This is a genomic window from Clostridium sp. JN-1 (assembly GCF_003718715.1).
Classification (GTDB): domain Bacteria; phylum Bacillota; class Clostridia; order Clostridiales; family Clostridiaceae; genus Clostridium_AV.
In genome coordinates this window covers 422,310-445,066 of the sequence record NZ_CP033465.1, presented here as the reverse complement: position 1 = coordinate 445,066, position 22,757 = coordinate 422,310, and the positions used below count along the sequence as shown (strand labels likewise).

General features: G+C 29.7%; 19 protein-coding genes and 1 riboswitch. Of the genes, 4 read left to right on the top strand and 15 right to left on the bottom strand.

Annotated elements, in window-relative coordinates; all coding sequences use genetic code 11:
• Window positions 1–293: 293 nt before the first annotated feature.
• The 4 genes from EBB51_RS02135 to htpG all read right to left on the bottom strand — a co-directional run bounded on the left by EBB51_RS02135 (window position 294) and on the right by htpG (window position 5,962).
• Window positions 294–1,484, bottom strand: a complete 1,191-nt coding sequence (locus tag EBB51_RS02135; protein ID WP_123052932.1) for a D-alanine--D-alanine ligase family protein — start codon at window positions 1,482–1,484, stop codon at window positions 294–296.
• Window positions 1,485–1,534: 50 nt separating this feature from the next.
• Complete coding sequence (gene murF, locus EBB51_RS02130; protein WP_123052931.1) at window positions 1,535–3,148, bottom strand: UDP-N-acetylmuramoyl-tripeptide--D-alanyl-D-alanine ligase; 1,614 nt, start codon at window positions 3,146–3,148, stop codon at window positions 1,535–1,537.
• Window positions 3,149–3,150: 2 nt separating this feature from the next.
• The gene (locus tag EBB51_RS02125; RefSeq protein WP_123052930.1) at window positions 3,151–3,912 is read right to left on the bottom strand and encodes an alpha/beta hydrolase; all 762 of its coding nucleotides are present in this window, start codon (window positions 3,910–3,912) and stop codon (window positions 3,151–3,153) included.
• Between the two features lie 175 nt (window positions 3,913–4,087).
• Window positions 4,088–5,962, bottom strand: coding sequence for a molecular chaperone HtpG (gene htpG / locus EBB51_RS02120; protein WP_123052929.1), 1,875 nt, complete (start codon window positions 5,960–5,962; stop codon window positions 4,088–4,090).
• Between the two features lie 545 nt (window positions 5,963–6,507).
• Here htpG and EBB51_RS13580 point away from each other — a divergent pair.
• Complete coding sequence (locus tag EBB51_RS13580; RefSeq protein WP_190285306.1) at window positions 6,508–6,678, top strand: hypothetical protein; 171 nt, start codon at window positions 6,508–6,510, stop codon at window positions 6,676–6,678.
• A gap of 165 nt (window positions 6,679–6,843) precedes the next feature.
• Here EBB51_RS13580 and EBB51_RS02115 read toward each other — a convergent pair whose 3' ends face one another.
• The 3 genes from EBB51_RS02115 to EBB51_RS02105 form a co-directional block, all read right to left on the bottom strand.
• Window positions 6,844–7,266: a YjdF family protein gene (locus tag EBB51_RS02115; protein ID WP_123052928.1), complete on the bottom strand. Its 423-nt coding sequence runs from the start codon at window positions 7,264–7,266 to the stop codon at window positions 6,844–6,846.
• A gap of 239 nt (window positions 7,267–7,505) precedes the next feature.
• Complete coding sequence (locus EBB51_RS02110) at window positions 7,506–9,062, bottom strand: ABC-F family ATP-binding cassette domain-containing protein (protein ID WP_123052927.1); 1,557 nt, start codon at window positions 9,060–9,062, stop codon at window positions 7,506–7,508.
• Between the two features lie 87 nt (window positions 9,063–9,149).
• Entirely contained in the window at window positions 9,150–9,623 is a 474-nt protein-coding gene (locus EBB51_RS02105; RefSeq protein WP_123052926.1) for a methylated-DNA--[protein]-cysteine S-methyltransferase, read from the bottom strand.
• Between the two features lie 121 nt (window positions 9,624–9,744).
• On the opposite strand from EBB51_RS02105, the gene EBB51_RS02100 reads away from it, so the two are divergent.
• Window positions 9,745–10,071, top strand: coding sequence for a hypothetical protein (locus EBB51_RS02100; protein WP_123052925.1), 327 nt, complete (start codon window positions 9,745–9,747; stop codon window positions 10,069–10,071).
• A 94-nt stretch (window positions 10,072–10,165) separates the two neighbouring features.
• On the opposite strand, the gene EBB51_RS13575 is transcribed toward EBB51_RS02100, so the two are convergent.
• Window positions 10,166–10,333: a hypothetical protein gene (locus EBB51_RS13575; protein WP_190285305.1), complete on the bottom strand. Its 168-nt coding sequence runs from the start codon at window positions 10,331–10,333 to the stop codon at window positions 10,166–10,168.
• Window positions 10,334–10,470: 137 nt separating this feature from the next.
• On the opposite strand from EBB51_RS13575, the gene EBB51_RS02095 reads away from it, so the two are divergent.
• Window positions 10,471–11,469: a hypothetical protein gene (locus EBB51_RS02095; protein ID WP_123052924.1), complete on the top strand. Its 999-nt coding sequence runs from the start codon at window positions 10,471–10,473 to the stop codon at window positions 11,467–11,469.
• A 587-nt stretch (window positions 11,470–12,056) separates the two neighbouring features.
• Here EBB51_RS02095 and EBB51_RS02090 read toward each other — a convergent pair.
• From EBB51_RS02090 to EBB51_RS02060, 7 genes are all read right to left on the bottom strand, one after another.
• A complete protein-coding gene (locus tag EBB51_RS02090) occupies window positions 12,057–12,701 on the bottom strand; it encodes an amino acid ABC transporter permease (RefSeq protein ID WP_123052923.1) in 645 nt (214 codons plus the stop codon).
• Window positions 12,702–12,723: 22 nt separating this feature from the next.
• Window positions 12,724–13,530 carry an amino acid ABC transporter substrate-binding protein gene (locus EBB51_RS02085; protein WP_123052922.1) on the bottom strand — a complete coding sequence of 269 codons (807 nt, stop codon included), beginning with the start codon at window positions 13,528–13,530 and terminating at the stop codon, window positions 12,724–12,726.
• A 271-nt stretch (window positions 13,531–13,801) separates the two neighbouring features.
• Entirely contained in the window at window positions 13,802–14,410 is a 609-nt protein-coding gene (gene thiE, locus EBB51_RS02080) for a thiamine phosphate synthase (protein WP_123052921.1), read from the bottom strand.
• Window positions 14,401–15,198 carry a hydroxyethylthiazole kinase gene (gene thiM / locus EBB51_RS02075; RefSeq protein WP_190285347.1) on the bottom strand — a complete coding sequence of 266 codons (798 nt, stop codon included), beginning with the start codon at window positions 15,196–15,198 and terminating at the stop codon, window positions 14,401–14,403. Before thiM ends, thiE begins: the two co-directional genes overlap by 10 nt.
• A 59-nt stretch (window positions 15,199–15,257) precedes the next feature.
• Complete coding sequence (gene thiD, locus EBB51_RS02070) at window positions 15,258–16,058, bottom strand: bifunctional hydroxymethylpyrimidine kinase/phosphomethylpyrimidine kinase (protein WP_123052919.1); 801 nt, start codon at window positions 16,056–16,058, stop codon at window positions 15,258–15,260.
• Window positions 16,059–16,141: 83 nt separating this feature from the next.
• A riboswitch (TPP riboswitch) is annotated at window positions 16,142–16,243 on the bottom strand.
• 37 nt (window positions 16,244–16,280) lie between these two features.
• Entirely contained in the window at window positions 16,281–20,015 is a 3,735-nt protein-coding gene (gene addA / locus EBB51_RS02065) for a helicase-exonuclease AddAB subunit AddA (protein ID WP_123052918.1), read from the bottom strand.
• A gap of 89 nt (window positions 20,016–20,104) precedes the next feature.
• A complete protein-coding gene (locus tag EBB51_RS02060; RefSeq protein ID WP_123052917.1) occupies window positions 20,105–21,163 on the bottom strand; it encodes a sensor domain-containing diguanylate cyclase in 1,059 nt (352 codons plus the stop codon).
• Between the two features lie 631 nt (window positions 21,164–21,794).
• Between EBB51_RS02060 and EBB51_RS02055 the strand changes: the two genes are divergently transcribed.
• Window positions 21,795–22,745, top strand: a complete 951-nt coding sequence (locus tag EBB51_RS02055; protein ID WP_190285304.1) for a C40 family peptidase — start codon at window positions 21,795–21,797, stop codon at window positions 22,743–22,745.
• Window positions 22,746–22,757: the final 12 nt, after the last annotated feature.

Here is a 22,757-nt window from a genome sequence, read left to right as displayed (position 1 = left end):
ATAACCTAAATATACACCTATAGTAGTATATTGTAAAATTCTAATTTTCGCGATATATTTCACTATATTGAAATATAATTATTATTTTATCAATATTGCTGTTATTATTACAACTTTTCCAGAATATATTTTAATATTCTAAATTGTCTTTTTAACTTTATGCAATCAATAAATATTGTTAATGTTTAGCTATATTCGCAAATATATGTATTATTCATCAAAAAAAGCAGCATATCTTCAAAATTTTGAAAATATGCTGCTTAAAGTTTAGAGACTATAAATTCATCAAGATTCTATTTAACACCTTTTGCTCCGCCTGCTTTTCCTGAACTTGCTTTTATTAAAACTTGTGAATCAAATGTGTATATATTTTTATTACGTTCTTTATGAGCTTCAATCCCATATTGTATTAATTTGTCTATAAGCTCTGTAAACTTAATTCCAGCTGGCTCCCAAAGATAAAATGCTACTGAACCTGGCATTGTATTTATTTCATTTACAAATACTTTACCAGTACCTTTATCTATCATAAAATCTATTCTTGAAGTTCCGGCACAATCTAAAACTTTAAATACTTTTTTAGATAGTTCTTCGATTTTTTTAGTTTGTTCATCCGGAATAGGTGCAGGTATTTTTCTAACAGTACTTTCCATTCCCTTTGAATTTCCCTGTCTTAAATATTTATCATCATAACTTAAAAAGTCTTCCCATGACATAGGTTGTTCACAAACTGAAGTGAGTATTTGTTCATTTCCTAATGTTGAACAATTTATTTCTATAAGATTATCTACACCTTCTTCAACTATTATCTTTCTATCATAGTTAATTGCAACATCTATTGCATCTATAAGACCTTCTCTATTTTTAGCCTTACTTATACCTATACTTGATCCTAGATTTGCAGGTTTTACAAACATAGGATATTTTAATTCTTCTTCTACTTTATCCACTACAGCTTCACTATTTTCCTCGTATTCGCTTCTTAAAAACCATGTATAATTAACTATTGGAATATCATTTGCCTTAAATATATCCTTCATTATAATTTTATCCATACCTACAGCAGAACCTGTAACTCCACTTCCAACATAGGGGATGTTAGCTAGGTGGAAAAATCCTTGAATAGTTCCATCCTCACCATGCATACCATGGAAAGCAGGGAAAACTACATCTACGTCTATTGATTCAGGCTCCTTTTTAAATAAACTAGTTTTCATAGGATATATATATAATTTACTCATAGAAGGTATTGGCGGCATAAACACCTTTTGACTCTTAGAAATAAGTCCTGGTATATCCTTATAGTTTTTTATATCAAGCAATTCATCTCCTGTATACCAATCACCTTTTTTATCAACATATACAGGTATTGCATTGTACTTTGACTTATCTATATTTTCAATAACCTGAAGTCCTGTTATGGTTGAAATTTCATGTTCAACTGAACGTCCCCCAAACATAACTGCTACATTTATTTTTGACATAATCTTTTCCTCCTCAAACTAATTTAAATTATTTTATTTAATATAAGTACCTACTCATTGTAGTTATCTGGCAAATCATTTTCAAATAAAACTACATCGCTAACCTTAGAAATTTGACCAAGTTTTTGAGTTGCTTCATCAAGAGTTTTAACAACTATTATCCTATCATCTGGAAAATTTTCTTCTTTAAGTCCTTCTACTATTGGTTTAGTTCTCCTTATTCCAACTAAAATAGCATAATCACAGCACTTTGCCATAGTCTTTCCAAACTTTTTATTTTCTTCATATTCTATTTCTCCAAGTTCAACCATTCCAGGGGTTATGACTATTCTATTTCCATCGGTCAATTCCTTTATGGTTTCTAGTGCTTCCTTAGCTCCACTTGGATTTGAGTTAAATGCATCATCTATTACTGTTACTCCATTATTAGTATCAAGTATTTGAAGTCTGTGAGGTACTGGCTCTATTCTCTTTATCCCCCTCTTTATTTGTTCTGGAGATAATCCCAATTTTAAAGCTATGCAAACTCCAGCAAGAATATTACTTACATTAACTTTACCTAAGAGTTTTGTTTTACATTCAATTTCAATTCCATTCTGTCCTTTTATTGTAAATACAAGTCCTTTTTTAGAAACTCGTATATCTTCTGCTCTCAAACTAACTTCTTCTTTTTCGTTTGGTTCTATGCTGTAACTATATTTTTGAATTTTAGTTTTATTCCACATCTTTCTACAGTATTCATTATCCATATTGAATACTGCCATCCCATCTTGAGGCAGTTCTTCTATAAGCTCATACTTTGTATTTGCAATATTCTCCATAGTTTTAAATGTAGCTAAATGCTGCGGTCCAATTGTAGTTATTACACCTATTGAAGGATGTGCTATATCGCATAATTCTTTTATGTCTCCTACATTTCTTGCACCCATCTCGCATACAAATATCTCATGCTGCTTAGTAAGATCTTCTCTTATTACTTTTGTAATTCCCATAGGAGTATTAAAGCTTGATGGTGTCATAAGTGTATTATACTTTTCAGACAAAATTGTCTTTACAAAATACTTCGTGCTAGTCTTTCCATAACTTCCTGTAATACCTATAACCTTTAAATTATCCATTGAAGCTATTTTTTTAGCAGCTTCTTTTTTAAATCCCATTTGTATGTGCATTTCTATAGGATAGTTTATCTTAGTTGACACCCACATTATAAGCCATGCAAAGAACTTGATTACTGCAAGGCAAAATAAAAACTGTATTAAATCTTGACTCAATATAAAACTTACCATCAAAAATACTGTAATTAAAATGTAATTTGTCATAAAAAGTCTTGTAGCCCTTGGTGTAAATACAAGAGGTTTCTTTGCTTTAACATTATTCTTTTTAATAACAGGAATAAATGTATTTAATAAAATCCAACCTATAATTGTAGTATATACTATTACTATATTGTAGTTATAAAAAATAGATACCATAAGCATTATAAAGTTGAATATTAACTGAACTATATTTGCCATACTTACAGATTTTATATTATCTTTGACCCACCACCAGTACTCTATTGGCTTATAACCTTCAAGCTGTGCCATATGAAGTTGTTTTTTGACTTCTGCATAACAATTCCAAAAGAAATATAAAATAATAATTACATATAGTGCTTTTTCCATATTTAATTACCTCCAAGAAATTTCGAAACAACTGTATTAAAATCATTTATCTTATCTAAATATGCAAAGTGACCTGCCCCTTCAAACACTATAAGTGCTGCATCAGGTATTTCCTTTTCCATTATCTGTCCAAAATATAGTGGAGTATCTTTATCCTGATCACCCCATATTAAAAGTGTTGGTACCTTTATCTTAGGTAAATAAGGACGTAAATCCTGATTTATAACCTTAACAAAAGTTCCTCTCATAGTTTTTGCTTCCCTATAGTCGCTGGAACCATGAGTTCTATAGAACTTTTCAAGTTTTTCTTTCTTATCCTTACCAGGTGTAAATGCAAGATATAACTTTTTAAGTGCTTTAAATTTATACACATTGAAATAATACTTTAAAGTTCGCTTTGGTATTAATCCAGCACTATCAGTTAAAACAACTTTTTCTACCTTGTCACCATACATTGATGAAAATAATATTGAAACCCTTCCTCCAAATGAGTGTCCTATTAAAACTGCCTTATCAATACTCAAGACTTCAAATAGTTTTAAGAGCATATTTGCATAGTTTGTAACATCCCATGCTTCAGGCGGTTCATCTGATCTTCCAAATCCCGGAAAGTCTATAGCATAAACCTCATAATTTGAAGACAAGTAATTATATACTGGAAGAAAACTATCTGCTCTTCCGCCCCATCCATGTAATAATACAACCTTTTTACCACTGCCAGATTTTTTATAGAATATATTCATATCATTAACTTTTACAAACATAAATTACTACCCCTTTTATACAATATTCTATCTATATTATATTTTATACAATTAACTAAATAAAAACAGTACCACTCAAGCACTGTTTTTTCTATAGTGTGGTTACATTAATTAAGCTTCTACACTTTTATAGTGTAGAAGCCTTTAATTTACACATTAAATTCTGCAGTAATAATTATTTAATCAAACAACAAACGTCATTTGCAAATTGAACAGGGTCTTCTATTGGAAGCCCTTCAATCAATAATGCTTCATTATATAAAAGATTTGAGTACATCTTAACCTTACTCTTGTCTTCTGCAAATGCATTTTTAATAGCATTAAACATAGGATGGTTAGTATTTATCTCTAAAATTTTATCTGCCTTTATATTTGGATTGTTTGGCATTGTTTTAAGTACTTTTTCCATCTCAATTGATAGCTCGCCTTCATTTGCAAGGCAAACAGGATGACTCTTTAATCTCTTTGATGCTCTTACTTCCTTTACTTTATCCTTCAATGATTCTTTCATAAAATCAAATAGTTCTTTATTTTCTTCTGTTTCCTCTTTACTTTCTTTTTCATCAGATTCAAATCCTAAATCATTACTTGAAACTGATTTAAATTCTTTTTCCTTATATTTCATTAGCATTTTTATTGCAAATTCATCTACATCATCTGTGAAATAAAGTATTTCATATCCTTTATCTTTTACAATTTCAGTTTGTGGTAATTTTTCAATTCTATCCACATTTTCACCTGCTGCATAGTATATATATTTCTGGTCATCCTTCATTCTTGATACATATTCATCTAAAGTTACAAGCTTCTTTTCTGTTGAAGAATAGAACATTAATAAATCTTGAAGTACTTCCTTGTTAGCTCCGTAGTCAGAATAAACACCATATTTAAGCTGTTTTCCAAAGTTCTTATAAAATTCAATATACTTTTCACGATCCTTTTTAAGCATCTGTAAAAGTTCGTCTTTTATTTTTTCTCTTATTTTCTTTGCTATAAATTTAAGTTGTCTGTCATGTTGTAATAATTCCCTTGAAATATTTAAAGAAAGATCTGCAGAATCAACTAATCCTTGTACAAAGCTAAAATAATCTGGAAGTAAATCTGAACATTTTTCCATTATAAGTACACCATTAGAATATAATTCAAGTCCTTTTTCAAATTCCTTTGTATAGAAATCAAATGGAGCCTTTGCTGGAATAAAGAGTAATGTATTGTAACTTACTACACCTTCAACGCTTGAATGAATTGATTTAAGCGGTTTTTCATATCCAAAGTGCTTATTCATATAAAATTCATCATAATCTTCTTGTTTAAGCTCATTTTTATTTTTTCTCCATATAGGAACCATACTATTTAAAGTTTCATCTTCAAAATAGTCTTCGTATTCATCTTTGCTGCCTTCTTTTAATTTGCTCTTCTTTACAATCATCTTAATTGGGTATTTTATAAAATCAGAATACCTCTTAACTAGTGCTTTTAATCTATATTCATCCAAAAAGTCGTCATATTTTTCATCATCAGTATTTTGCTTAATTTTTAATATTATTTCTGTTCCAGTTGTGTCTTTTTGACATTCTTCGATATCGTATCCTTCTGTACCCTTTGATTCCCATTTATATGCTTTATCAGAACCAAGAGCACGTGTTTTTACAGTTACTAAGTCAGATACCATAAATGCAGAGTAGAAGCCAACTCCAAATTGACCTATTATATCAACGCCTTCTTTTGCTTCATTTTCATTTTTAAAAGCAAGAGAACCACTCTTTGCAATAGTACCAAGGTTATTTTCAAGCTCATCTTTAGTCATTCCTATACCTGTATCAGTTATAGTAAGTGTCCTATCTTCTTTGTTTGGAGTTATTCTTATATAAAAATCATCTTTATTAAAGCTAACATTTTCATCTACAAGTGAGCGATAATAACTCTTATCAATTGCATCACTTGCATTTGATATGAGTTCTCTTAAAAATATTTCCTTGTTTGTGTAAATTGAATTAATCATTAAATCAAGGAGTCTCTTTGATTCAGCTTTAAATTGTTTTGTAGCCATTTTATCATTTCCTTTCATAATAAATTCAAGATAATAGATATTAAAAATATTTTATTTAAATTACTTTACATATTAATATTAAAATAAATTCAATAAAACCGCGCCATGTTGTAATTTAGCGTGGTTAGTGAACTCACCCCCACTTTAGAAGTGGAAATAGTAGTCAAGCCGTTCTTACTATTTTTCTATAAAAAGTTGGGTTATTTAGAATATAAAAACGCCTTTTTGAAATTATTCTTTTATTAGCACTCATTACTATTGAGTGCTAACTTCATTTTAGCAATTATTTTGACTTTGTCAATATGTTTTTTAACTTTCATATAAAAAATATGCAATTTTTACTGTCCTCTCAAAAATATTGCACTGCAATATTTTTATATTACGAATTATAGATCTTCAATATCTCACTATACTTTATATTAGAATTATGCTATACTATCCAAGTAAATTTCGTAACCGTAGAAGTGGATGGCTGCGGTGGTTGTACGTTAGCCACCTTGGGCTATTGGTGATTCTCATCATAGCTTAAGGGGGTGGTATTGGATATGATACTAGTTAGTTGTTTATTTCTAATAACTATTATAATTATATTAGTTATGGTTATAGGGTTAAAACGAACCTCAAAATCGTGTGATTTTGAAATTAATTTTAGTATTAAAGGTCTTAAAGTAAAGTTTACGACAAAAGAAAAAAGTTCCCCATCCAGCAAGAAGTAGAACTCTTTTCTTAACTTAGTTTATTTAACTAAAATCTGATAGCCCTAAAACTAAAAACGTTCTAGGATTAGCTTAGTGTTACCAGCACTAAGCTAATCCTTATTTATATTATATCAGATATTATTTAAAAATAAACCGTTAATTTTATACTGTGTAATTATTATTCTAATGCCCTTTATGCTTTTCTTTCTTTTTCATCTTCTTTAATTGAAACTTTCTTTCTTCCATTTCAATTTTTCGCTCTTTGTTATTTTTTTTGTTAATCAACTTATTTTCTTCATACTGTTTTTTTAAAGCTATTTGAGACTTAGTCCCTGTACCCTCATTTTTAGTTTCTTTTCTAATTTTTCTTTGCATCCTTTTTGGATTTTCTCTTCTTGTAACTAATTTCTCATTTGAAGCATTCATTATACTACTAAATTTTAAATTTTTAAATTCTTTTAATATAAATTGATAAATCTCCTCATCTTTAGGCTCTGCTCCAAAAGTTACTTTACATACTTTATAACCATTATTCTCATATTCTTCAAATATACCTATCCAAAAAGGTTCATTGAAAAAAACTGTTAATTTAATTGATGTTATCATAAACATCTCCTCCTGTTAAGTTAAAATTTCTAGAGAATGGACAACCCCAGGAGGGCAGGTTACTGCTATATTAAATTTATATAGGTTCTGACTACCAACAGAAACTGTGTTTTTATCTCTACTTACTAATTTATCAAAATTATTTACAAAATACAATAAACTATTATTTTTTTAATTTTACCTTTAATATTATAAGGTTTCTAGTTCATGCATGTAAGTTAAGTTGCAATCTAGAAACACTATACAATTTTAGTTGTCCACTCTTCACAATTCCATATGTCAGTTACAATATCCCTATAGAATTCAGGTTCATGACATACAATTAAAATACTTCCTTTGTACTCCTTAAGTGTTCTTTTAAGTTCATCTTTTGCATCAGCATCTAAATGATTTGTAGGCTCGTCCAGTACAAGAATATTAGTTTCTCTATTTATAAGTTTGCATAATCTTACTTTTGCTTGTTCACCACCACTTAACACAGCTGCCTTACTTTCTATATGCTTTGTCATAAGACCGCATTTTGCAAGTGCTGCTCTAACTTCATACTGGCTATATGATGGAAACTCACTCCAAATTTCCTCTATGCATGTATTATAATTATTTTTTTTGATTTCTTGTTCAAAGTATCCTATATGTTGGTAGTCCCCAAGTTCTACGTTTCCAGATATAGAGTTAATTTCTCCAAGTAGACTCTTTAAAAGTGTGGTCTTTCCAAGTCCATTTGAGCCAACTAATGCTATTTTTTGTCCTCTTTCCATCACTAAATTTAGAGGTTTAGTCAATGCTTCGTCATATCCTATAACTAGCTTATCAGTTTTAAAAATAAGCTTTCCCGAAGTTCTCGCTGCTTTAAAGTTAAATTCAGGTTTTGGTTTTTCTTTAGACATTTCTATTATTTCCATTTTATCAAGCTGCTTTTGTCTAGCTCTTGCCATTCCAGTTGTAGCAACTCTAGCCTTATTCCTAGCAACGAAATCTTTAAGTTTTGCAATCTCCTGCTGCTGCTTTTCATATGCTGCTTCAATTTGCTTTTTATTTGCTTTGTAAACCCTCATAAAGTTATTATAATCTCCAACATACCTTGTCAATCTTCTATCTTCTATGTGGTATATGATATTAACAACATCATTTAAAAAAGGTATATCATGTGATATGAGAATAAATGCATTTTTATAATTACTTAAAAATTTCTTTAGCCACTCAATATGTTCTTCGTCTAAATAGTTTGTAGGCTCATCAAGCAAAAATATATCTGGTTTTTCAAGAAGTAATTTTGCAAGAAGTACTTTAGTTCTCTGTCCACCACTTAAGTCAGTTACATCTCTATCAAGCCCTATATCTGCAAGTCCAAGTCCCTTTGCAACTTCTTCAATTTTCAAATCAATTGTATAAAAATCATTATTATCTAAAGTATCTTGAATATTTCCCATATCTTCTAAAAGCTTTTCCAATTCTTTTTCTGATGCACTTGCCATTTTATCTGTAATTTCTATCATCTTAGCTTCCATATCAAAAAGATACTTAAATGCTTCTTTTAATATATCTCTTATACTGCTTCCCTTTTGAAGCTTTGAATGTTGATCCATATATCCAACTCTAACGTTATTTGACCACTCAATAGTTCCTTCATCCGGCATAAGGTTCCCTGTTATTATATTCATAAAAGTAGACTTACCTTCACCATTTGCACCAATTAATCCAACATGTTCTCCCTTTAATAACCTAAATGATACATCTTCAAAAATTGCTCTGTCTCCAAATCCATGGCTAATATCCTTAACATTTAAAATGCTCATTTTTACCTCCACAGCATCATTTACTATAAAAATTATTACTCCATGCATAATAGTTTAAGCGAAGCTTTAATTCATGTCAAAACAATTTTATGAGTGCTTACAATTTTCTTTTTCAATATTTAATAGCTTTTTCTTTGTGTCAAGTCCTCCTGCATAACCAACTAACTTTCCATTTGAACCAATAACACGATGACATGGAATAAAAATTGCAATGGGATTTTTATTATTTGCCATACCAACTGCCCGACAAGCTTTTTCATTTCCAATAGCCCTTGCTATATCCTTATAACTGCAAGTTGTGCCATATGGAATTTTACACAGTTCACTCCAAACTTTTTTTTGAAATTCTGTGCCTTCTGGAGCAAGTGGCAAATCAAATATTTTTCTTTTTTTTGTAAAATACTCATTTAATTCTAAAATAGCTTTCTTTATCAAAGGTGTTTCAATTATATTTATATCTTCAGCTATAAATTCATTAAAACTCAAATGCGTAATGTGAGTTCCATTTTCTGCAATTCCTATTTTGCCAATTGGTGTATCATAATAAAATATATTTAACATATCATTCCTCCATTTACAAACAACACTTTCCAACATATATCTTTAAGAAATACACAAACTATAAAACGAACTAAATAAATTATATATTAAGTTCAATTTTATTAATAAAGGAGATTAAAATATGAATGATAATAATTTACAGGAAGCTAAAAAATTAAATCAAAAGTCTGAAGCAAGAAAAGGCATAAGTGGAGCTGGCACAACTAGTGATGCTGCATCAGGAGGCTTCACAAGCAGTGCTCAAGATCCAAATCTTCAAGAGGCAATAAAATTAAATCAAGAATCTGCAGCAAAAGGCGGCGGCATGGGTGCATCTCAAATGGCTCAAGCTGGTATGACTAGTGGTGCTGCAGCTGGAAGCTTTACAAGCAGCATTCAAGATGCTGACCTTGAGGAAGCAAAAAAAGCAAATCAGAAATCTGCAGCAAACAAAGGTACTAGCAAGTAATTTTAAATTTAGGCAGGCATTTTTTTGCCTGCCTAAATTTAATTTTATATCAAATTTGATATTGAATAAATAGTACCTTATAGCATCTCTTACTTTATTCAAGTAAAAAACTAGGATCATCATATTGTGCTGCAGATATATTAGATTTTTCCACATCAGTTAAGTTTTCATTTGCGTATACTCTTTGCGTATTAGTCATGTACATCATAACTAACGTGAATGATAACACTAAAAATACTGTTACAATCTTTTTAAATTTCATAGATTATTTTCCCTCACATTTACATATTAACACTATTTTCCCATATAATCAAATAAACTATTTTTGTGTAAAGTTTTTGATGTTTAATCCGAGTAATGTAATATTATATACTTTATGTAAGGGGGACTACTTAATTTATGATAAACTTTTATACTAAAAATTATTCAAACTACAATGTGAATACAATTAACCGTTCTAATGATTTAAAAGCATCGGCAAGGGCTGCTTCAAATAAAACTGCTAAAGCAAATACAGGCTCGGATTCAATTCACCTATCACAAACAGATCAGAGAATATTTAATGCAAAAAAAGCACAGGATGTATTATTTAAAACTAGCAATGAATTTATAAAAAAAGGCATGTGGGGTTCTATTAGCGGGGTCTACAGTATGGATGCTTCATATACTATAATAATTGGGGCAATGAAAGATAGTGGAATTGATGTATCTCCTTTCTTCTCTGGAAATCCATCTTTTGTGGATACTGTGAAAGAATTCGGATTAAAAGCACAAATTTCTCCTCCTCTTTTAACTAATAAATTTGGCGAATTTTGTGATGCATACAAGCAAGGACTTATACAGGCAGGCGTCACTGATACTACTCCTATTCCTAAAAATGATTATTATAACAATGTAATTAGTGTAATAGGACTTAACACCGCTATCAATCCACCTTCTAACAAAAAATGTCCTGACCCTATAAAAGAATTTGAAAAAAGAGTCAGTTTTGAAGTTCTCAATAAGTCATCGGATGAGCTGTCTAAAATGAGCACTGACATTACTAATGCAAAAAAAGCAAAGGATGCATTTTATAAAGTGTGCTCTAGTTTTAAGACTCCTAAAAATAATGTTTTCGACATAAGTGAGCTTTATGGAAAAGTGCTTTCAATGATGAATTATGAAGGAATCGATGTAACTTCTTTCTTCTCAGGAAGCTCAGCTTTTGTTGATAAAGTAAATGATTTTGAAAAGAGGTCACAAAATAATATCGTTACCTATATTGCTATAGATTCACCTGGTAAACTTTCTGACACTCCTGAAAGAGCGTCAATTGATGAATACGTTGACTCTATATCAAATAATTTTTCAGATTTCTGTGATCAGTATAAAGAAGAATTGATAAAGCAGGGATTATAAAAATAGTTGATTATGGAACGGAAAGTATAACAACATTATATCTTATTTTAAATTAGGTAATAGACACCATATGAATAGAGTTGGATTCGGAAGTTGAGCCGAAGAGAAGAAAGCGACTTGAATTTATTTTTGCTTAAGCGTAATTTACAAAATACGTATTTCAAGGGACTATCGTCTCCAAAACCATCAAGTGTTTCAAGCATTGTGACCGATGATATAATTGGTTTATGAGGACAAACTTAACTTATACGCAGGAAATACTTACAAACTGTAGGCACATTAAAAATATTGCAATGCAATATTTTTTTGAGAGGACATAGGACAGAGAAGGTTGATTTTTTGCTAACGCAAAAGAATCTTTAAATTTATATAAGTTAGCAATGTTTCGCTTTAGCGAAACGAGTTATCAAAAGTAAGCAGGCATCTAAAAATCATAGATTTTAGATGCCTGCTTAAGCGATGTTTTGCATTAGCAAAACAAGCCTAAAAAATAAATTAGTTTTCTGACGTAAGGAAGAAAACTTACCTTCATTGTCCTCTGTCCTTTGTCCTCTATCCTCTAAAAAATGCTTCGCATTTTATGCATATTATAATTGAGATGTAACATACTTATTTTCAAGTTTTTTAAATATCAAAATCAAGACAGATATAATAACAAGATATACAATACCAGCTGCTATAAAAGGTGTTATTGTAAAATTGTCCATAACAACTTCTTTTGCACCTCTAAGCAAGTCACCAACTCCAATAGCTGCAACCATAGCTGTATCCTTTATAAGATTTGTTGACTCATTACAAACAGGTGGAATAACATTTCTAGCAGCTTGTGGAATTATTATTTTTATCATAGTTTGACTATAAGTCATACCAAGAACTTTAGCTGCCTCAAATTGTCCCTTGTCTATTGATTCAATACCTGACCTAAATACTTCAGCAAGATAAGCAGCATAATTTATAGTAAAAGCTATAACAGAAGCTGTCATAGGGTCTAACCTTATACCAACTGCAGGCAGTCCAAAGTAAATAAAGAAAAGTTGTAATAATAGGGGAGTTCCCCTAAAAATCCATGTATAAAAACTTAAGATCACCCTTAATGGAGTAATTTTTGAAATCTTACCTATAGCAACAAAAATACCTATTGCTGCAGATAGTACAGCTACTATTCCAAATAATTTTAAAGATATTATACCTCCATTTAACATAATTGTTATCATATCCGTAAAATCAGACACCTAAAACACTTCCCAACTTCATTTATTTTTCAATAATAGCCTTACCAAACCACTTTTGTGCTATTTTATCAGCAGTACCATCAGCTTTCATAGCATCTAAAGTTTTATCAAGTTCAGCTTTAAAACTTGCATCAGTTTTTCTTATTCCAACACCATACTCTTCTTTACCAAAGTTATCATCTAAAACTTTATATATATCCTTACTTTTTGTCATATAGTATCTTGCAACTACTTCATCAGCAACTACAGCATCTACACGGCCTTCTTTTAAATCCATTAATGCTTCAGTATTATTAGAGTATTTTTTAACTTCTTTTAAAGATTTAAGTGCAGCACTATCTGCTTTTAATGCAGTTTCGCTGCTGCTTCCAAGTTGAAGTCCTACCTTTTTACCTGCTAAATCCTTTTTATTTTTAATAGTAGAATCATTTTTTACAATTATTATCTGTTTGTTTTCAAGATAAGGTTTAGAAAAAGCTATTTGCTGTTTTCTCTTATCGGTAATTGTAAGTCCATTCCAAATAACATCAATGTCCTTATTTTTTAAGCTCAATAATACTCCATCCCATTGAACTGGCTTAAATACAACCTTTACTCCCATTCTCTTTGCAGCTTCTTTTGCAAGATCAATATCAAAACCAATAATTTGACCTTTATCATCTTTAAATCCCATTGGTGGAAAACTATCATCTAATCCAACTACAAATTGTCCTTTTTGCTTAATATCATTCCATGAATTATCGCTGGACTGCTTATTTGAACCACATCCGGCAAATAATATACTTACAATAAATAAAGTCAAAGTTACAAGTATAAATTTCTTTTTCATTTTTTATCCCCCTAAAGTATAAATTTATTATAGATACTATTATACTTTAGTATGCTAAATTTGTAAAGTAATACAGAATAAATTATTTTAAAATATAAAAAATCACTCTTTAATATTATAATTAAAAAAGTGACCTTTTATATAAGTTAGCAATGTTTCGCTTCAGCGAAACGAGTTATCAAAAATTTAGTTAAAGATTTTTCGTAAGCTTAGCGGAGAAAAATCCTCCTTCTCTCTCTGTCCTCTGTCCTTTATCCTTTGTCCTATGTTTTTATAATAAACTCTGTGAGGCTTTTTTTATATCTTTTTTTGCAAGTATTGCAGACACTACAGATATTCCTGTAACCCCTGTTTTTAAGACTTCTCTATAGTTTGTCTCATTTACACCGCCAATTGCAACAGATGGAATAGTTATCTCGCTGCATATTTTTTTAAGTCCATCTATTCCTATAGGAGTTTCTATATCCTTTTTAGTTCCTGTATAAAATACAGCTCCAAGTCCAACATAATCTGCTCCACCTTTTTCTGCTTCTACGGCTTCTTTTACATTTCCTGCTGATATTCCTATGATTTTGTCTTTTCCAAGTATTTTTCTTGCTATTTTAAGAGGCATATCGCTTTGCCCAATATGTACTCCATCAGCATCAATAGCTTGAGCAATATCTATCCTGTCATTTATTATTATAGGTACATTGTAATAATCAGTAACAGATTTTACCTGAAGTGCTGTTCTATAAAATTCTCTAGTAGATGCATCTTTTTCTCTTACTTGAACTAAAGTAGTTCCACCTAATATTGCTTGCTCGACTGCATCTTTTAACTCAATTCCATTTAAAAAACTCCTATCCGTTACAAGATATAATCTATAATCTACTTCCATTCAATTTTACCTTCCTTCTTTAAATCATCTTCAGTTAAGCTGTAAATATGATCCATTAACTTAACTTTAAAACTTCCAGGGAACTTAGCTTCCTTATAAGCAGCTTCGCCTGCTAAATTCATGGAAAGTATTGCTGCAGCACATGATAAAAATTTATCTTCTTCACATCCAGCAGCCGCACCACAAAGTGCTCCAAGCATACATCCAGATCCAGTTACCTTAGTGAACATTTCAACACCATTTTTAATAATAGCACTTCGCGTTCCATCTGTAATATAGTCTTCTTTTCCAGTAGCTGCAGCTACACATTTATATTTGTTTGCAACACTAATGCAAGCTTCCAATACGCCTTTCCCATCATCTAATGAATCCACACCTCTAACTTTTGCATCCATTCCTGCTAAAAATTTTATTTCCCCGGCGTTTCCCTTTATTACATCCACATGCCCTACTTCTAAAATTCTATTTATAACAGAAATTTTTCTGGGAATTGCTCCACATGCTACTGGATCAAGCACTACTGGAATGTTATTTATTTTTGCAGAAGTACTTGCTAAAATCACAGCTGCTTCTTGTTCCTTATTAAGTGTTCCCAAGTTTATATAAAGTGCTGATGAAATTTTTACAAAATCAAAAACCTCATCATAAGCTTCACACATGGCTGGTGATCCTCCAAATGCAAGTAATATATTTGCGCAATCATTTATAGTTACACTATTAGTAATACAGTCAACAAGCGGAACATTCTTTTTAATTTTAGTTAATACTTGAGAAACCTTATTCATCATGCCTTCATTATACATTCTATATCCCCCTCAAAATGAATTTAAATTTATTTTTATATTGTTTAAAATTTTATACCTGCTAATTTATACAATTCTACAAAGTGGCCAACAGGTCCAACCCCATTCCCAATAGGAAAAGAATTTTCTATAGCTTTAGTTATGTACTCCTTAGAAAGTCTAACAGATTCTGATACACTTAAACCGCGGCTTAAAAACGAAGCTGCAGCAGAAGATAATGTACATCCAGTACCATGTGTATTTTTTGTATCAATTCGTCTGCCAACTATCCTAATAAAATAATTATCGCTTAATAATATATCATTTGCATCATTAAGCCTGTGTCCACCTTTAATAAGTACATTTTTTACTCCTAACTTACTTATTCTCTTTGCTGCTTCTTTCATATCTTCTTCGTTTTTTATTTTCATTTTGGATAAAACCTCTGCTTCAGGTATATTTGGAGTAACTAAATCAGCAATTTGAATAAGCTCCTTTAAAGATTCTTCTGCTTCAACCTTAAGCAAATGATATCCACTTTTAGACACCATAACAGGGTCAACCACTATATTTTTAGCCTTATACTTTATTAAAAGTTCCTTTATAGCTTTTACAGTTTTACTATTTGAAACCATTCCTATTTTAACAGCATCGACTTTTATATCATCAAATATAGACTTAATTTGAGCTTCAACCATTTCAGGGCTAACATCCATAGATTTTTGAACCCCAACTGTATTTTGTGCAGTTATCGCAGTTATAACACTCATACCATATACACCAAGAGCACTCATAGTCTTTAAATCAGCTTGTATTCCTGCACCCCCACAGCTATCAGAACCTGCAATAGTCAATACTTTTTTCATATTATACACCTCTCATTAAATGAAATAGATTAATAATAAATTTTTATAAAAATAAAATGCACTGCCGAAAAGCAATGCATTTAGATTTCTTTATTACTGCTTCCCTACGCCAATATTAACTGGATCAGGTTCAAAGGGTTAGAAAAAGTTTCCTCTCAGCCGCTAGGGCACCCCCACAATCATTATTATTCAATTTATATTATCATTATATACACATAAATTTTAAATTTCAACAGCTGTATTATTTGAAAACAAATATAAATATTTATTTTTAACCTTTTTTTGAGTTATCTTTTCTAAAGCCTTAGAGTAATATTCTAACTGAAATTTATATTTTTGTTTAATTTCCTGTATATCTTTAGCATAATCAGTTTTATAATCTATTAAAACCAGATCATCGTCTTCTTCAAAATAGCAATCTATAATTCCTTGAATCAATATTTTTTCATTTTCATATAGATCTTTAGGTAAATCCCTATATATCTCTGTGCTGCTTAAGTTTATAATAAAGGGTTTCTCCCTATATACACTATTTGAATTTAACATTCTTTTTCCAAGACTTGAATTAAAGAAGTTTAGTATTTTTTTAGCATCTGCACACTCTGCTTCTTCTTTTGTTATAAATCCTCTAGTAACTAAGCCTTCAATTTGATCACTTATTTCCTCATAAGTACATACCTTTTTTAAATTTAGTTTTTGCATAACAAGATGTACAATCGTTCCTCTTTCAGCACTTGATATGTTTCTAGTTTTTTGTAAAAACCTAGGCGTATTCAATGATATATTATCAAACAGCAATTTACTATCGTCATCTTGAACAAGCAAAAACTTTCTTTTAAGTTCCGATACTGACATCTTAGCGCTTATATTCTGAGCCCCTTCATACTTATACTTCCAATTAAGCCTTCTATAAACTTCTTTACTAAACTTACTGATATCCGAACTTAAGTCTATATTATCTATATACTCAACTATATTTTTTTCATCATTTTGGTTATCCAAATTCTTTTTAAAGTCAGATTTATTATACAAGTTAACCTTCCACTTAGACTTATCTTCTACAATATACTTTGAAGTCGTGAGATTTCCAATTTGTCTTATTATACTCCCATCTCTGTGTCTTGCTAGTGCTGCTCCTATCCAGTCAAGATAACTTCTTGCACTTATCGTATAGTACTCTGGTATTTTATGTTGACTGGATTTAGAACCTTCACACCACTTTTGGCACGTCTTTTGAGTATCATTTACCATACCAGTTAAAATTAACTTTTCCTTTGCCCTAGTAAATGCTACATATAATATTCTCATTTCCTCAGATAAAGTTTCAACTTTTATCTTTCTCTTTATTATTTGTTTAGGTAAAGTAGGATAACTTATTCTCCTTTTAGGATCGACAAAATCAGCTCCAAATCCAAGCTCGCTGTGAAATAATATACTCCTGTTCATATCCATGAAGTTGAAGTTTTTACCTGTTCCAGAGAGTATAACGACTGGGAATTCAAGTCCTTTACTTTTATGTATACTCATAATTCTAATTACATTTTCATTTTCTCCTAGTATTTTGGCACTTCCCATATCTCCGCTGCTATTTTTAATCTTATCTATAAAGTTTATAAAGTTAAACAATCCTTTATAACTAGTATTTTCATATTGCACAGCCTTATTAAATAGCATTCTCAAATTTGCCTGCCTTTGATTTCCACCTGGCATAGCACCAACAAAACCATAATAACCTGTTTCAGTATACAAGTACCATATAAAACTGTTTAAATCCATATGTAAAGATTTGCTTCTCCAAGTGTCCAATCTCTTTAAAAATGTAGATACCTTTAACTTGAGTTCTTGACTTATATGGTCTAGTTTATATTCTATAATATTTTCACCGTTATTCTGAGGATTATATTCAAAGTATTTATCTATAATCTTCATTGCACTATAAAAAGTTATCTCACTATTTACCATTCTTATATCTATAAGCTCTTCTGGTTCAAATGACTCTATTGGAGACCTTAATACAGCTAAAAGTGGTATATCTTGCATAGGATTATCTATTATTTTTAGTAAACACATAATAGTCTTTATTTCCGCAGCATCAAAATATCCTACAGCTGTATCTGCAAATACTGGTATACCTTGATTCATTAGTTCTTCAACATATACTGGAGCCCAATTTGATGTTGCACGCAGAAGTATAACAATATCTTTATACTCAACATGCCTGTAATCATCTGTACTTTTATCGTAAATCATAAAATCATTGTCTTCATTCACAATCTCATTTATCTTTTTTGCAACTAACCTTGCTTCTACCTGAATGTTATCTGGGTTTTCTTCATCTTCATCATTTGGTATAAACTTATCAAATTTACCTTGAGGTCGTTTTAACTCTTTTTTATCTATCAAGTTAAGCTCAATTGATATATCACTTTGACTTTCTTTAAAATCAGCACCGCATTCAAGGAATTCAGAATCATTATAATCAATTTCCCCAACCTTTTTAGACATTACTTGTTTAAATATATAATTGACACCATCTATTATTTCCTGTCTGCTTCTAAAGTTCTTAAATAGCTTTACTTTTCTATTTTTACTGCCGTCCTCTTCAGAATATGTATTGTATTTTTCGAGAAACAATTCAGGTTTAGCTTTTCTAAATTTATATATGCTCTGCTTTACATCACCGACCATAAACATATTTGGTGAAGGAGCCTTTTTAGCTATAGAATTCATTATAACTTCTTGAACTTCATTGCTGTCTTGATACTCATCTATGAGTATTTCTTCAAAAGCATCCCTATATCCTAAAGCTGCTTTAGAAGGAACTATTTTACCATCATTATTTTCTGTAAGTATTTCCAAGCAAAAATGTTCTATATCATTAAAATCTATAACTCCTCTTTCCCTTTTTTTAATACTATATCTTTCATCAAATGCTATAACCATATCAATTAAAGATTTTAATAAAATATATACTTGTTTAATATCACTTGCTATATTTAAATTTTCTGAGAATATATCATCTTTTATCTGTAAGATTTTCTTTTTTACATCATCTCTTATCTTTTTGGCTTCTTCTTTAGCTTCTCTATCTGCATCCTTATTTCTCTTTGCAGGTAACTTATCAAAAGACAAGTCTTTAAATACAGTATTCATGGAGTTCCAATCATTACAATTAAGTATAACTTCCATATAGTTTATATCATTTTCAAGTGGATTTATATAATAATCTATTCCCACTGCATTTTTAACTATTTCAACTGCCTGCTTTAATTTATTATTACATGCATGTACCTCAAACTTTATATGTTCAATTAGAATTTGTGCCCATTTAGACATTCCAAAATCGAAATTTTCATCAACATTAAATTCCTCTGCCATTTGTAAAAGCCACTTTTTAGGATAAGGATTACTTGTAGAAAATCTATGCAAATCTAAAATGAGATTTTGTATATTTAAATCACTCTTTCTACCATAACATTCTAAGAGTTTTAAGAATTCCCCATTATCGCTGTCATACATTTCTTCAGTTATTTCATCTACAGCTTCTTGCTTGAGTAGTACTGCTTCTGTATCATCGCATACCCTAAAGTTAGGATCTAAATCTACAGCGTGAAAATTATCTCTTATAACTTTAAGACAAAATGAATGTATTGTCATTATATTTGCCTTATTTAAAAGTACAAGCTGCTTTTGAAATTTTTTAGATTCAGGATTTTCTTCTAATTCCTTAGATATCGCATCTGCTATCCTCTCTTTCATTTCAGATGCAGCTGCATTAGTAAACGTCACTACTAGAAGTTTATCTATGTCTGTACTGTCTTTATCATCTGTTATTTTCTCTATTATCCTTTTGACTAAGACAGCAGTTTTTCCTGCTCCAGCCCCTGCAGCTACTAATAAATTGCAGTTTCTAGTATAAATAGCTTGTTTTTGTTCATAAGTCCAATTTGTACTCATAAAATCACCCAATTTCATTTTACTACTATAATATAAAAATTGTGAAGTTTACAACAAGAACAAATTAATTATAAACTTCACAATTTTATTTAATACACAACTTTATTTTTACCTAAGTTTTTAGCTTTATATAAGTTGACATCTGCCCTTTCAATAATTTCATTTAAATCCTTATCATCATCCCTAGATATGCTAATTCCTATAGATACCGTTATCTTGTAATCCATATTTTCGTATCTTATCGCAGTGCTTTCTATAGCTCTTCTTACAGACTCCATTCTACTATAAACATATTCTGCATTGTTAACTTTATGCAAATAAATTATTATTTCTTCTCCACCATACCTTGCAATTATATCCTGTTTTCTAATATTACTGCTTATAATTTTACATATACTTTTTAAAACTAAGTCACCAAATTGATGTCCGCAAGTATCATTACATCTTTTGAAATCATCTATATCTACCATAACTATTGAAAAGTCTCTTTCACCAGATAACAGCTTCTTGTTTAATACAGAGAAAAAATAACTTCTATTATACAATGTTGTTAAAAAATCCTTTTCAGAATCCTCTTTAACTTGCTTATACAGCTTATTGTTTTCAATACATATTGCCAGTTGATTACTCAATGTCGTTAAGAGTTTAACATGTTCATTCGTTAAATAATTATACATATTGTGTTCTACTACAATTGCCCCTAAAACCGATTCTTTTAAATATACAGGCATACATATGCAAGAATGTATTTTTATATCTTCATCTTCTGAAATATTATCACGTGAATTAATTAATGAAATACTCAATTTACCTTTGTTTTCATTAAAATTTTTGATCATGAAATGATGATTTGTATTATTTAAATTAGAAACCATTAATTCTAATTTATTATTTTTATAAAGATACACACTTGAATAAGTTACCCCTAGTATTCCTATCATTATATCATTTATAGTAAATAACAGTTTATTACTTCCAAGATATTGATTTATATACCCACTTATCTCCACTATGAGAGATAACATATTCAGCTTTTTGTCTAATTCAGTTATCATGCAGCTTTGTTTCTGCATAGTTTCCTCAGCTACTCTTTGATAGCTTTCATAATCTCTCTTTAACTGATTATACTTATCTTCTAATGATGACATATATATATATCCCCTCAATTACATTTATTATTTAAAGTTAGATTATTATAAAATATTTTATGTAAATTTTCTAGTACAAAACAAATTTGTTCTAGAAAATTTACTATATTACCTTTATAATTAAATTTATCATATATATTACTATATTACTAATTTTAAAATTTACACTTTATCTTCATTTTGTCATTTAATGTAATTATATGAAACAATACCCAACTATATTTTAATATAAATATTTATAATATGCAAATTTATTTTTTAGTTTATATTTAGGGAGATATGTTTAAACCATCTAAAATTTATTTTATAGTTAACTATATATTTATTATATGTAACTATAAGTCTTAACGTCTCTGCTTATTATAATTTAAATTTTCCTTATCTATGTCGCCGCAATTCAAATATAAAAATATACATATTTTACACAGCTAAGTTTATTTTTTGACAGCCTATTACAATACATTATAAATTAAAAATTCAAAAAAATATATCATAAAAATAAGATATAATAAAAATATGTCTATAATATAAATGTATATATTTATATGGAAGGATGTGAGTGGGCAAAATTTAATACTATTGCCTAAATTTTAAAATGTTTAGAAAGAAGTTTATAACAAGTTTTTTACTATTGGGATTACTAATTAATATAACCTCTGCTGGAAATGTTACGGCTTACCCAGCTTCAACTCAAGTTTCGCCGCCAATTACTCCAAATACAAATGCAAATGTAGAAGATGAACTAGAAAAAAAAATAGAAATTATAGATAATGATATAGAAAAAAATATTTTAGATTTAAATACATATAACGCCAAAATAAAATCACTTGAAACAGATATATCTAAAAATGAAACAGATCTTAAAAATGTATCAAGTCAAATGCAAAAATTAAATGATACATCAAAACAAAGAATGAGAGCTGTGTATATGAATGGTATGGGTCAAGGTTACCTTGAGCTTATATTATCATCTAAAAATTTAATTGATTTTTCAGATAAAGCAGCTGCTGTTAAAAGTATACTTCGTTTTGATAAAAATACTCTTGAAAGTTTAAAACATAATAAACAAGATATAGAGCTTAAGAGTAAAAAACTAAAAAAGGATAAGAAAGATGTTGAAAAACTAAAAGAAGATGCAAATAAGAAAATATCATTATTAAATGAGCAAAAAAGTTCAGAGAATGCTATTTTAAGTCAATTAAACGATGATGATTTAAAAGGTTTAAATGCCGTAATTAGCAGTGACCCTATGGTAAACTATGCTTTTAAATTTTTAGGTATAAAATATGTATGGGGCGGTACTTCTCCTAACCCTGGATTTGATTGTTCAGGATTCGTTCAATATGTTTGCTCACATTTTGGTATACAAATACCAAGGTTATCACAGGACCAGCAAAACTTTGGAACAGATGTTCCAAATAGAGAATCTCTTTTACCTGGAGATTTAGTGTTCTTTGGGAAACCAGCTTATCACGTTGGGATGTATATAGGAGATAATAAATTCATACAGGCTCCTCACACAGGAGATGTTGTAAAAATATCAGTACTTGGAAATTATACATCAGCTAAAAGAATTAAATAAGTAATTAAATAG